The organism is Streptomyces sp. NPDC091377, from assembly GCF_044757045.1.
In the GTDB taxonomy this organism is placed as follows: Bacteria; Actinomycetota; Actinomycetes; order Streptomycetales; family Streptomycetaceae; genus Streptomyces.
The window spans coordinates 67,419-79,573 of sequence record NZ_JBIVUE010000006.1 but is presented as its reverse complement, the minus strand read 5'-3'; the positions used below and the strand labels follow the sequence as shown (position 1 = coordinate 79,573).

12 protein-coding genes and 2 pseudogenes are annotated in these 12,155 nt (G+C 71.4%); 2 read left to right on the top strand and 12 right to left on the bottom strand.

Features of this window, described 5'->3' with window-relative positions:
• Positions 1–105 precede the first annotated feature (105 nt).
• Both ACIQNG_RS15095 and ACIQNG_RS15090 read right to left on the bottom strand, forming a co-directional pair.
• The gene (locus tag ACIQNG_RS15095; RefSeq protein ID WP_401428360.1) at positions 106–972 is read right to left on the bottom strand and encodes an alpha/beta fold hydrolase; all 867 of its coding nucleotides are present in this window, start codon (positions 970–972) and stop codon (positions 106–108) included.
• Positions 973–1,691: 719 nt separating this feature from the next.
• On the bottom strand, positions 1,692–2,384 hold the full coding sequence (locus ACIQNG_RS15090; protein ID WP_401428357.1) for a metal-dependent transcriptional regulator: 693 nt from the start codon (positions 2,382–2,384) through the stop codon (positions 1,692–1,694).
• A gap of 263 nt (positions 2,385–2,647) precedes the next feature.
• On the opposite strand from ACIQNG_RS15090, the gene ACIQNG_RS15085 reads away from it, so the two are divergent.
• Entirely contained in the window at positions 2,648–3,403 is a 756-nt protein-coding gene (locus ACIQNG_RS15085; RefSeq protein ID WP_401485218.1) for an SIS domain-containing protein, read from the top strand.
• A 146-nt stretch (positions 3,404–3,549) separates the two neighbouring features.
• Here ACIQNG_RS15085 and ACIQNG_RS15080 read toward each other — a convergent pair whose 3' ends face one another.
• The 3 genes and pseudogenes from ACIQNG_RS15080 to ACIQNG_RS15070 all read right to left on the bottom strand — a co-directional run.
• Positions 3,550–5,067: a PAS domain-containing protein gene (locus ACIQNG_RS15080; protein WP_401485216.1), complete on the bottom strand. Its 1,518-nt coding sequence runs from the start codon at positions 5,065–5,067 to the stop codon at positions 3,550–3,552.
• Between the two features lie 203 nt (positions 5,068–5,270).
• On the bottom strand, positions 5,271–6,110 hold the full coding sequence (locus ACIQNG_RS15075) for a GNAT family N-acetyltransferase (RefSeq protein WP_401428350.1): 840 nt from the start codon (positions 6,108–6,110) through the stop codon (positions 5,271–5,273).
• A 478-nt stretch (positions 6,111–6,588) separates the two neighbouring features.
• Positions 6,589–7,107, bottom strand: a pseudogene (locus ACIQNG_RS15070) (citrate/2-methylcitrate synthase); the annotation flags it as partial.
• Here ACIQNG_RS15070 and ACIQNG_RS15065 point away from each other — a divergent pair.
• Positions 7,101–7,205: pseudogene (locus tag ACIQNG_RS15065) on the top strand (citrate/2-methylcitrate synthase); the annotation flags it as partial. The pseudogenes ACIQNG_RS15070 and ACIQNG_RS15065 sit on opposite strands and share 7 nt — an antisense overlap.
• A gap of 124 nt (positions 7,206–7,329) precedes the next feature.
• On the opposite strand, the gene tgmC reads toward ACIQNG_RS15065, so the two are convergent.
• The 7 genes from tgmC to ACIQNG_RS15030 form a co-directional block, all read right to left on the bottom strand.
• A complete protein-coding gene (tgmC, locus tag ACIQNG_RS15060; protein WP_401485214.1) occupies positions 7,330–8,466 on the bottom strand; it encodes an ATP-grasp peptide maturase system methyltransferase in 1,137 nt (378 codons plus the stop codon).
• Entirely contained in the window at positions 8,463–9,434 is a 972-nt protein-coding gene (tgmB, locus tag ACIQNG_RS15055; RefSeq protein WP_401485213.1) for an ATP-grasp ribosomal peptide maturase, read from the bottom strand. Before tgmB ends, tgmC begins: the two co-directional genes overlap by 4 nt.
• Positions 9,431–9,685, bottom strand: a complete 255-nt coding sequence (gene tgmA, locus ACIQNG_RS15050; RefSeq protein ID WP_401485211.1) for a putative ATP-grasp-modified RiPP — start codon at positions 9,683–9,685, stop codon at positions 9,431–9,433. Before tgmA ends, tgmB begins: the two co-directional genes overlap by 4 nt.
• Positions 9,686–9,771: 86 nt before the next feature.
• Positions 9,772–10,398 carry a hypothetical protein gene (locus ACIQNG_RS15045; protein ID WP_401485209.1) on the bottom strand — a complete coding sequence of 209 codons (627 nt, stop codon included), beginning with the start codon at positions 10,396–10,398 and terminating at the stop codon, positions 9,772–9,774.
• A gap of 89 nt (positions 10,399–10,487) precedes the next feature.
• Positions 10,488–11,189: a hypothetical protein gene (locus tag ACIQNG_RS15040; RefSeq protein WP_401485207.1), complete on the bottom strand. Its 702-nt coding sequence runs from the start codon at positions 11,187–11,189 to the stop codon at positions 10,488–10,490.
• The gene (locus ACIQNG_RS15035) at positions 11,186–11,530 is read right to left on the bottom strand and encodes a hypothetical protein (RefSeq protein WP_401485205.1); all 345 of its coding nucleotides are present in this window, start codon (positions 11,528–11,530) and stop codon (positions 11,186–11,188) included. Before ACIQNG_RS15035 ends, ACIQNG_RS15040 begins: the two co-directional genes overlap by 4 nt.
• The gene (locus ACIQNG_RS15030) at positions 11,527–11,955 is read right to left on the bottom strand and encodes an ATP-binding protein (RefSeq protein WP_401428333.1); all 429 of its coding nucleotides are present in this window, start codon (positions 11,953–11,955) and stop codon (positions 11,527–11,529) included. Before ACIQNG_RS15030 ends, ACIQNG_RS15035 begins: the two co-directional genes overlap by 4 nt.
• Between the last annotated feature and the right edge of the window lie 200 nt (positions 11,956–12,155).

Genomic DNA, 12,155 nt, shown 5'->3' with positions numbered 1-12,155 from the left:
GGCTCCGGGTCCGGGTCGGGCTCCGGGTCCGGGTCCGGGTCGGGCTCCGGGTCCGGGTCGGGGGCCGGGTCGGGCTCCGGGTCCGGGTCGGGGTCGGGGTCCGGGTCAGCCCATCCGGTCGAGGAACGGTCCGATCGCGCCCCGCCAGGCCCCCGGCTGGTCGTAGTGGACGAGATGCCCGGCGTCCGCCACCTCCGCGTACTCCCCGAGGGGCAGCACCCGGACCATCTCCTGGGCCTCGGCCCGGCCCAGTTCCCCGTCCAGGCCGCGCAGCACCAGCGTCGGGCAGCGGACCTGCGCCAGCTCGTCCCAGTGGGCGTCGTGCACCCAGGTCTCCCGGGTCCTCAGCATCTGCTCGGGGTCGAACACGGGACGCCAGCCGTCGGGGGACTCCTGCATGACCTCGGCGTAGAACGCGCCGCGCGCGGGGTTGGGCCGCTCCACCCAGGGGTCGTCCTCGCCGAACCACTTGCGTACGTCGGCCAGGGTCGCGAACGGCAGCGGCCAGGACGTGAACCACTCGGCCCACTCCCGCTGGGACGCGGCGCCGAGCGCGGAGGCCCGCATGTCGCAGATGACCAGGCCCCGCACCAGATCGGGGCGGCGGGCGGCGAGCTGCCAGGAGGTGAGCGCTCCCATGGCGTGGCCGATGAGGACGACGGGGGCGAGTCCGAGCTGTTCGAGCGCGGCCTCCGCGTCGTCGACGTACGCCTCGCGGGTGAACGCGGCATGGGGCGGCTTCTCGCTCTGCCCGTGGCCGCGCTGGTCGAGCGCGACGGCCCGGTGGCGCTCGGAGAGCCAGCGGGCGGTGGGGGCCCAGTGGGAGGCCCTGCCCATCAGACCGTGGAGTAAGAGCACTCCGGGCGAGCCGTCGCCCGTCTCGCCCGCCCGGTCCGGCTTGGGCGGGTCGCCGAATTCCCAGGCGGCCAGCCGCACGCCGTCCGTCCCGGTCACGTCGATGCGCCGCATCATCGGTTCTGGTACCCCCAAGCTTCGCGCGGCCCGCCCCTCCCGGGGGGAGGGACCGGCCCGCTCACCGCGTCCTGCCTGCCGTAGTACCGCTGTGCCGCTTCGCTGTTCCGCGCCGATCGGCCCTTGCCGTCCGACGACGCTGTCGGCCCAGCCTATCGAACGCGCATTCGAAATTGCTGCTTCCGCGGACAACACCCCTCGTTCGAGTGACCCCCTACCAGGAATGATCGCCTCAGCCCAGGGGAGACCTTCTGCGGGAGGCGGACCGCTCGGGGAAATCGGTCCGCGGGGACGACCTTGAGAGCTCGGGGCTCCAGGTCGGAACAGGGGAGGACAGGCCCCGGCGCCGCGCGGCGCCGGGGCCCTCCACTCGCCGGGCCCCACCCGTCCGCGCGCACACCTGCCCACGGCACATCCGCCACCCCCTGCCGGTCATATGCCTCACGCGACAGCGTGACACGGGACGCGCCCCGGCGCTGCCCTTCGGCGCCGCCGGACCGGGATTTGACACAACGATGGGGCAGCAATGGCCGAGCCGTCGACAAGCCGTGCGCGATGCACGGCAACTGCCGCCCGGGGGCGGTGAGTTGACGGGCCCCTTCCGGTTCCCCGCCGGACCCGCTCCGGGCTCCTTCCGGACTCCTTCCGGGTTCCCTCCGGCCTTCGACGGGCCTCTCCCCGACCTCTCCCCGGCTGCCGTGCTGTCCGGTGCCGGGGGGTCAGCGCTTGGCGACGAACACGTGGGACGCGACGTCCGACACCAGCTCGGCCGCCTCGCCGCCGCTGCCGACCAGGACCCCGCCGGCCGCCTCCGTGACGCTCACCACCGAGCCGGGCTGCACGCCCGCGCGCCGCAGGGTGTACATCAGCTGCGCGTCCGTCTGGATCGGCTCGCCGATCCGGCGCACGACGACCGTCTTGCCCTCCGCGCCCGGGTCGAGGTCGGCCAGCGAGACCATGCCCTCGTCCAGGAACGGGTCGGCGCCGTCCTTCTCGCCCAGCTCCTCCAGACCCGGGATCGGGTTGCCGTACGGCGACTCGGTCGGGTGGCGCAGCAGTTCGAGGACGCGGCGCTCCACGGCCTCGCTCATCACGTGTTCCCAGCGACACGCCTCGGCGTGCACCTGCTCCCACTCCAGCCCGATCACGTCCACCAGCAGGCACTCGGCCAGGCGGTGCTTGCGCATCACCCGGGTGGCCAGCCGACGGCCCTCGTCGGTCAGCTCAAGATGGCGGTCGCTCGCCACGGACACCAGTCCGTCACGCTCCATACGGGCCACCGTCTGGCTGACCGTCGGCCCGCTCTGGTCGAGCCGCTCGGCGATCCGGGCGCGCATGGGGACCACACCTTCCTCTTCGAGTTCGAGGATGGTGCGGAGATACATCTCCGTGGTGTCGATCAGTCCGGACATACGTGCCCCTCGATTAGCTCTTCCGGAGGCTCGACGGCTCTCCGGCGCGTGCGCTGGCCCTGGATCCAATTCTGACGCATACCACTGACAACCGGGCCCTGCCGGGAAAACGGCGGCTCGCGCGCAGGGAAATGCCCGCACACGCGACGACTGCGACCACCGTACGCCCACGCCTTTCAACGCCGTATTGACAGCACAATGGTCCAGACCGCACCGTGATCCGCGACACAGAGGTCATGCACTGAAGGGCGAAGGGGCTCTGCATGGGTGACGGCAAGCTGGCCGACCAGTATTTCGACGCCGCGATCGAGTTGCTGCGAAGGGTCCGGGACGAGGACGCCGAGGCGATCGAGGCCGCCGGCACACTGATCGCCGACACCGTCGCCGCAGGTGGGCGACTGTTCGCTTTCGGTGCCGGCCATTCCTCGCTCGCCGCGCAGGACATCGTCTACCGGGCGGGCGGACTGGCCCTGATGAATCTGCTCACCGTACCGGGGGTCGTCGGGGTCGATGTGATGCCCGCCACACTCGGTTCGGCGCTGGAGCGGGTGGACGGACTGGCCGCCGCGGTACTGGACTCCTCCCCGCTGCGGTCCGGGGACCTACTGGTGATCATCTCGCTGTCCGGGCGCAACGCCCTGCCCGTCGAGATGGCCACGAACGCCCGCGCGCTCGGGGTGCGGGTGATCGGCGTGACCTCGGTCGCCTACGCCGGGCAGACCGCGTCCCGGCACGCCTCCGGGACGTACCTCAAGGACCACTGCGATCTGGTGCTCGACTCGAAGATCCCGGTCGGGGACGCCGAGCTGAGCCTGGAGAGCGTGCCGGCGCCGTTCGCTCCCGCGTCCACGGTCGTCACCACCGCCCTGCTCCAGTCGGTGATGGCCACCGCCGCCGGCCGGCTCGTCGAACGCGGCATCGAGCCACCCCTGCTGCGCTCGGGCAACGTGGACGGCGGCCTGGAGTGGAACGCGGAGGTCATGCGGGAGTACGGGGACCGGATCTTCTACCGGCGCTGAGGCGCCGCCGGGGTCGGGTCGTACGGCCGGGGTCGGGTCGTACGGCCGGGGTCCGGGGTCGGGTCGTACGGGGGGATGGGGTCGTACGGGGGGGGTGGGGGCGGTCGCTCGCGGTCGCCCCCTCTTGCCCCTGACGCCGCCTCCCGCTATCTCCCGGCGCCACCGGCGCCTCCGTCGATGCCGTCGCGTTCCGTCGTCCCGGTCGCCTCCGCCAGGTCCAGGGCCGTCGCTATCCGTACGGCGACATCCTCGGCGTAGGTGCTGTCGGACCGCTCGAACTGGTTGCGCCCCGCGCCCCGCAGAAACGTCACGACACCGAGCGTCCGCCCGCGGCTGCGCAGCACCGCGCACAGCACGTGGACGGTGTCCGCGGGCCACTGCCGGGACTGCGCCCAGCCGCGCGCCTGCTCCGGCGGGACCGCCCCGGCACTCGCCCGCACCGAGCCCACCCGCTCCACGCACTGGAGCGCCGGATGCCCCGGCGCGTACCGGGCGGGCAGCCCCGCCTGGCCGCCGAACCTGCTCGGGCCCGGCGTGCCGGTGGGCGTCTCGGCGACCCGCACCAGCCGCACCGGCCCCGGAGCGCCGTCGGCCAGCGGGCCGCCCGCGACCCGGTCGATCAGCGCGTGGTCGGCGAAACCGGCCAGCGCGAAGTCCAGATGGACGGTCGCCGCCTCCGCCGGGTCCTCGCACTCCGCGGCGGCCCGCGCCGCCCGGTGCAGCTGATTGGCGCGGAAGCGCAGCAGCGCCGCCTCCTGCTCGCCCTGCTTGGCCTCCGTCACGTCCTGGAACAGCCAGCCCACCCCGAGCGGCACCGGCTCCTCCGCGAGCGGCGAGGCGAGCCGCAGGAAGCCGCTGCGCCAGCAGCGCCGCCGTTCCTTGCCGTCGGGCAGCCGCACGGTCACCCACAGCTCGGCGGGCGCGGGCGGCGCCCCCTCGGCCAGGACGTGCGTCAGCGCGCTCTCCAGCTCCTCGGAGCCGGTCGCCAGCAGCTCACCCAGCGGACGGCCCAGCAGGGTCGTACGGCCGCTGCCCAGGGCGCGGGCGGCGTACCCGTTGACGACGGCGGGGCGCAGATCGACGTCCACGAGGACGACACCCCAGCTCGCGTCCTCGAAAAGGGCCTCGCTCAGCGCGATGGACCGCTCCAGGTCGATCTGGGCGTGCACCTCGCTGAAGGCGCAGTACACCCCGGCGGGCCTGCCGTCGGGGCCGCGTACCGCCGCGGACTGGGTGCGCACCAGCACCCGGCCGCCGTCCTTGGTCAGCAGCGCGAACTCGTTCACCTGCCGGCCCGGCGCCCGCATGGCCGCCATCAGCCGGGCCTCGACCTCGTCGGCGTCCGCGCTGCGCACCGCCCAGCCGGCCAGCCCCTGCCGCCCCACCGCCTCCTGGGCGCTCCAGCCGAGGATCCGCTCGGCCTCGCGGTTCCAGTGGGTGACGACCCCGTCGGCGTCGAACGCGCACAGGGCCGCGTCCATGCCGTCGAGGAGGGCCGCGAGCAGATCCGGGCCACGGGTGCCGCCGGGACCGGAACGGGACGCGTCAGGGCCGCCAGGACCCTCGGACCCGCCCGGGCCGCCGGTGCCACCGGTGCCACCGGGACCGTCAGGGCCGTCGGGGCCGATCTCGTCCGTGGCCCCGCTACGCCGGGAAGCACTCACCTGGACCCCCTGCACGTTGGCGTCCGCACGAACGGCGCGTCGGTTCGCTCACTTGCAATCATTCAACTCGAACGTGACGCAGCCCACATCTGGTTCCCACAAGATTGCGGGGAATCGTTGTATCCGGCACATCAGCGCCCCGGCCCGTCCCACGCTCATCGCCCGGCGTCGAACAGCCCGCATCGCCCGCCCCCGTCCCGCCCTCATCGCCCGGCCTCCGTCAGCAGCAGGTCGACCCATTCGTCGCGCTCCCCCGGCAGCACATAGCGCTCGGTCTCCGTGAAGCCCCGCGCGGCGGCGAACCGCAGTCCGTCGGTGTTGGCCGCGAGGACCACCGTCCCAAGGGCCCGGGCGCCCTGTCCGCGCGCGTGGGCGACGCCGTCCTCGTAGAGGGCCCGCCCGATGCCGCGGCCCCGGAACTCGGGCAGCACGCGCGCGATGACCGTCGCCACGCCCTCGCCGTCCGGCGGGCGGACCGTCGAGCAGCCCACCAGCAGCTCACCGAGGTAGGCGTTGACCAGGCGGTACCGTCCGGCCCGCTCGCGCACCTCGGCCGGGGTGAGGGCGGCCGGCGGCACGATCTCGTTGTGCACCCGGCGCCACTGCTCCAGCCGGGTGTCCCCGTCGGCCGCCTCGACCCGCAGGTCCCGGGCGGGGCCGCGCCGCGCGTACGCCTCGATCTCGATCCGCATCCGTTCGTCCGCGAGGCCGCACACCGCCATCGTCGCCGCCGGACGCACCTCGCCGAAGGCCGCCCGCAGCGCCGGCCAGCACGGTTCGAAGTCCTCGCGCGCGGGCAGCAGGTAGCGCACCCGCACCACGTCGGCGAAGGTGCAGCCGGCCTCGGCCAGCGCCGCGCCGATGTTGCGCAGGCACTGCTCGGCCTGTTCCACGACGTCGTCGGAGAGCGTCATGGTGGTGTAGTCGTAGCCGGTGGTCCCGGAGACATGCACCCAGTCCCCGTCCACCACGGCACGCGCGTAGCCGATCCGCTCCTCGAACGTCGAGCCGCTGAGAATCGCCCGCCGCGCCGTCTCCCGCACGGGCCTGTCGTCGCTGGACCTGTTGTCGCTGGGCCTGTCGTCGCTGGGCCTGTCGTCGCGTGGCTTTTCGTCGCGTGGCCTGTCTTCGCGTGGCCTGTCTTCGTCGGACCTGTCCTCCATGGGCCCGACGCTAGATGATCAAGCCGCTGTGCCACAGACCCCGTCAAAGAAATCAAAAAACAGTTGATGGCCGGGCGGTGTGGTTCCTAATGTGTCGAGCACACGAGAAGGGAGGTGGTTCGGCAGATGTATGAGAACCGGACGCGTGAGGTGACTGCGGGCTAGCGGCTCGCCACCACACTCAGTGCGGTGCCGGACCAGCACATGAAGGATGTGTGCAGCCGGCCCAATCCCAGCAGTCACCCGACCCGCGAGTCGCCGGTACGTCCGGCCGGCTCCTCTCCGGAGGGACCAGACTCGCGGGTCGTCTGCGTGTATGGACCGTGCGTGTACGGACCGTGCGGGACGCCCGTCGGGCTCAGTGCCCCAGGTCGGCCCAGCCGTCGATCTCGCGCGGGTCGCGGGTGCCGGGGCCGGTGTAGCGGGCCGAGGGGCGGACCAGCCGGCCGGTGCGCTTCTGCTCCAGGATGTGCGCGGACCAGCCCGCGGTACGGGCGCAGGTGAACATGGATGTGAACATGTGCGCCGGGACCTCGGCGAAGTCCAGGACGATGGCCGCCCAGAATTCCACGTTGGTGGCGAGGACCCGGTCCGGGCGCCGGTGGTGCAGTTCCGCCAGGGCCGCCTTCTCCAGCGCCTCGGCGACCTCGTAGCGCGGGGCGTCCAGATCGCGGGCGGTGCGGCGCAGGACGCGGGCGCGCGGGTCCTCGGCGCGGTAGACCCGATGCCCGAAGCCCATCAGACGCTCGCCCTGGTCCAGGGTCCGCCGGACGTACGCCCCGGCGTCTCCGGTGCGCTCGATCTCCTCGATCATGTGCAGGACCCGGGAGGGGGCGCCGCCGTGCAGCGGGCCGGACATGGCGCCGACGCGCCTACTGGACCTCCGCCGCCGAGCACGGCATGAACGCCTCCACCTTCACCGCCCGCGTCATCGCCTCCACCGGCGCCGATGTGGCCGCCGCCCTCTCCGGGGCCCCGAGGTGTAGGCAGTCTGCCAATGGCATCTGGCCGCTCGGCTGTCATTTCGCGGCCACCAGGGGAAGGTTCTCAGCGCTTTGAATGCGGTCTGCACACGCTGGGGCGGCCTACCGCAGCTGGTTCAGGTGGGCAGTCGCCATTGCGGCCCGTCGGGGTCGCCCAGCCAGACGATCTGGTCCCAGTCGTTCACGGTCATGCCGAATGCGGTCTGATCGGGAGCGCCGGCCTGCTGCCACACGTCGAGCGCGGCCTCGACCTGGTCCCAGAGGCGCAGCGGGCCGTCCTGGTGGACCGTCCAGCTCCAGCCGCCGCTGCCGGATTCCGTCCACGCCTGGGATCCAGTGGCGACGTCGATCAGTGCGACGTCGGATCCGATGCTGATCAGTTCGGCGGAGGGAGCCGCGAGCTGGGCGACGAATTTTGCGACACCGCGACCCAGGAGATCGGGGGACACTTCGGTCTGCCGTACGGAGCCGGGACGCTGGTAGAAGGTGGGTCGAGGCGGGCGTTCGTGGGGTCGGGCGAGCATGTAGGAGATCTGGTCACCGGTGAACCGCCCCCGGGCCATGCCTTCGTCGTCCAGGGTGAGGCGGATGAGGCCGGAGCCGGCCATCCACCCGTTGAGGGTGGTGACGATGCTCCCGCCGTCCTTGAGCTGCCACACCCAGGGTGGTGGAACGGAGCGGACGGCGCAGGTCGCGATCACCGTGGAGTACTCAGCACCCTCGTGGTGTCCGTCCAGGCCGTCACCGACAACGAGGTTCGGTGAGTAGCCCGCGGCGGCGAGGTGCTGCGCGGCGGCTGCGGCCACGTCCTTGTCGTACTCCACCGAGCACACCGAAGCGTTGCCGAGCCGGTGGCACAGGATGGCCGTCGAGTAGCCGGTTCCCGTGCCGATTTCCAGAACCTTGTCGCCTTCACCCAGGTCGGCCAACTCCAGCATGCGTACGACATGGGAGGGCAGGGTACTGGACGAGGTCGGATGCCCGGAGATGGCGCCCTGGGCGTGCTGGGCGCCGATTCCGTCGACCTGGGTGACCCAAGTGGTGTCCTGGTACGTCAGGCGCTGCCACGCGTCATCGCCGACGCTCGCACGGCTGACGGGCTCCCAGAGGGTGCCGTCGGGGCGGAACACCGTGTCGCCGAGGAAGAGTTCCCGGGGGACGTGTTCGACGGCCGCGCGCCATGCCGGGTCGGTCAGGTGGCCCTTCGCGGCCAGAGCGTCGGCAAGGCCGTGGCGGAGGGGGGAAGACGTCATCGGGGACCTCGGTGCGGTTGCTGGAGCTGGTCGGCGATCGCGTGGACGATCCGGGTGGTGATGTGGTCAGGGAACCAGGCGAACTGGCCGTTGGGATTGCATTCGTAGAAGTGCCAGCCACCGGTCGGATCGAGCCCGAAGTCGAAGGCCCCGAAGGTCAGACGGAAGTGCGTGAGATACGCCTGGACGGCCTTCGCAATTTCTGGTGGTGTCTCGATCAGGGTGTAGCGGAGCGCATCGTAGTGGCGGCGCCAGTCGAGACCGGGGGATCCGTCGATCCGGACGGCGAACAGGTTGTCGCCGACTGCGGTGAGCCGAACATCCGCGACCTTCTCCACACGCTGCTGGAAGAGGTGCAGGGTGACTGCGACACCGGCATTCAGCTCGTCCGGGGTGATCTCTTCGACCCACACCGTCAGAGCGCGGCCGTCCTCATCGGCGTAGTCACTGTTGTAGAGCGGCTTGTAGACGACGCGGCCGTACTCTTCCGTGAAGTCGCGTGCCGCGCGCGGGTCGTTCGTCAGTAGCGTCGGCGGTACGCGGAATCCACCGCCGGCAGCAGCGGTGAGCTGCGCGGGCTTCTGCTCCGCGGCCCGGTTCGCCCAAGGGTGGTTCACGTAATGCGACTCCGGGAGAAGGGCTGCGAGGATGCCGCCGAGGCCGTACCGGGCCTGTTCGGCGCACCACTCGCTTTCCGGGCTGTCGAGTCCCGGCGGGCCCGCGTACGGTCGGGGGCGCCGCCAGTACACCGAGCGCACATGGTCCAGCGCCAGGGATCTCGTGGTGGTGCGGAGGGTGCCGCCGAGCCCGGATTCACCCAGGTCGGCCCTCACCGTGACCTCGCTGGGGAAGTCTCCCGGATCAAGCCTGACCACGGGCACCCGGCGCCGCGCCAGCTCACTGATCACGAGATCGGCGGTGGGATCGTCCAGGCAGGTCACGACGACGACGGGTGACGGCGGGGTCAATCCTGTTCTCCCTGCTGATCGCTGCCCTCGTCGGGAGTGCTGTCCAGCGAGGTCTGCGTGCGCGTCTCCTTGACCGTCTGGCTCCTCTTGTGCCGGTCCAGGGTCGGCAGGCCATGCGCATCAGTCCCGGTCCAGATTGCGGTCTGGGTGTCCGGGTCGAGTACCGCCGTGGCCGCTTCCTCCGTCGCAGTCGATCCGGGGAATGGCTTCATACGGGTGAGGCCATAGGGTTTCACCGTTCCAATTTCCATGGTTTTGCCTCCAGATCGTGGGGGTGCTCAGCTTCGTGGTTCGGTCGCCTGCTTGAGTAGAGCAAGTCCAGACAGATCGGCGCTGCTCAGTGCTGGTGGCTCGTCCGGTCCTGGGGGCCGCCAAGGGGTCTCTTGTGGTGTGGTGCAGAGGGCCGCGACACCGCCGACTGTGTCGCGGCCCCACCAGCGCCGTCCGCTGGCCTAGGGCTGAGGTCACACGAGCACGTCGTAGGCTCGGGCCCGCCGTAACTCAGGTCGGCGGTACCGCCGGTTCGGTAGGCGCGCAGGGTTGCCTGGATCCGCTTATAGGCGTGCCCTTCGGCGAAGTTGCCGATTTCATCGCGGGCGATCCAGCGCCACTCGCCGTACCCGCCGGTGTTCGTGACTGCGGGCTCGACGCCGGGGGGCAGCTCCACGTGGTAGACGAACACGGTGCCCTCCGGGTACGTGCCCTGGGGGACGTAGTCGACGGCCAGCAGGCGCCCGATGATCGCCTGGGCACCCAGCCGCGTGTCGAGGGCGTGGCCGAGAGCGAGGCTGGGTGGGGTGTTCGCGGGGGCGTGGCCGCCGGGAAGGCTCCAGCGTTCTTCTCCCAGGTATGGGCGCGTGACCATGCCGATGGCCAGATCGCGTGTGATCAGGGCCTGGACGCCCATCCGGCGTGGTGGGGGCGTGGTGTACCGGGCGAGGCTGTTCGCGGTGTCACTGGTCATGTCACTCTCCTTTGTGGACGGGGTGTGTGATGTCCCGGCGTGGGTCGGGCGTTGCGTCGGGGGTGGCGTCTGCCCGGCGGCCGGAGTGCTCACGAGGCGGCCCCGGCCGTGAGGCGTCCAGCAAGTGCGGTGGCCTGGAGGCACGACAGGGTGACTGCTATCTCGTCCGCTTGGTGCGGGCTCTCCCGTACGGCCTGGGCCGCGACACGGGCCCCGGTGACGCCGGTCAGGAGCCACGACAATCGCTCGGCCATCCTGTGCAGATCGTCCGTGCGCTCCAGCTTGAGGTCGTCGTCCAGTCCTGGCGCTTCCAGCAGGCATGCGAGGAGCTGCGCGGTGTCCAGCTCGGCGCTGTCGCGGAGCCGGAGCTGCACCCGGAGCCGACCCAGGACGTCGATGCCCGGAAGGGCGTGGGGGGCCAGGGCCTCACACAGGGCGATGGCCGCGGCGCGGGTCCGGGCATGCGCGGTGAGCAGGATCTCCGTGAGGCGCTCCGCGGCCTGCGCGGTCGGCAGGTCGATGGCGGGCAGATCCGCCAGGTCGTCCAGTCGTACCGTCGCGAGGCCGGGGGCCTCCCGCCCCAGCCATGCCTCGGCCTCGGGCACGCTGGCGAACGGGGACTCGCATTGATAGATGATCATGGACATGGCGGTGTCGCCGGGGGCGGGCTCGATCCGCACCCGGAGGTCGGCCTCATCGAGCCGCTCCGCCAGATCATGGCGCAGGGCCGTGATCGCGGGATCCTCCGCTGACTCCAGGTGGAGAAGCCGGGCGGGCAGGGCACTGGTCATCGGAAACGTCCTTTCTGGTGGCGGGTCAGGACCAAGAGGTGCTGGCGGGCACGGACCGGGTTTCCGTAAGACGGCACGTCGCCGCGGCGGTCCAGACGCGAAGAGAGTCGTACGAGGCGCATCAGGTGGCCGCGAAGGCGCCCGCCGAGCACCTCGGACTCGTCCTTGCCGGGCATGTAGTCGTCAAGCACGACAGCCAGGTCCGCGAGCAGCAGGCCGTCGATGTACGGCGCCCACGTTTGGACTTTCGACCGGAGCCGCGCCAGGCCCTCCGCGTCGAAGCCCAGCTCGGCAGCGCACTCGGCAGCGCGTAAGCCCGCGATGGCGGGCGCCGCCGTCACTGGGCGGCCTGTTGAATGGGCACGGCGAGTTGGCACCACGTCTGGGCACCAGATTCCGAGACCCCCCAGGTTCCGCCGTGGTCCTCGGCCACGCTCTGCACGATCAACAGGCCGCGCCCGGACTCGGAGGTCACCGCCGCCGGCGTGATGGGCGTCGCCTTCCCGGGCATCCCGTCGATGACAACCACGGTGAGGAAGCCGTCTTGGACATCCAGCACCAGGCGGATCTCGCACGTACCGCTATGGCGTAGCGCGTTCGTCACCATCTCGGACACGACGAGCCCGACCGAATCGATCAACTCCCCCAGCCCGGCGTGCCGGAGCCTGGCGGCGGCAGTCCGGCGCAGGATGCCTACGCGGTGCGCGTCCTCTGCTGGGACCGGAGTTCCTCGGTCTCGTGGCTCGACCGCGATCCGCTCGTCCATCACAGTCCCGGGGCGGTGCGGAACCGCGCGAGAGCCTACGACTGTTGTCTTCATCGCGTCCTCTGAAGGCAGAAGAGGGGGGAGCGCCAGGGGAGGGTCGGCCCTTGGCTGCGCTTGCAAGAAGCCAACAGGTACGGATCGGGGATGTGTATGGCGTATTGCCGGTGACTCGCTTGCAGACCAGTGTCGTTTTCACCTTC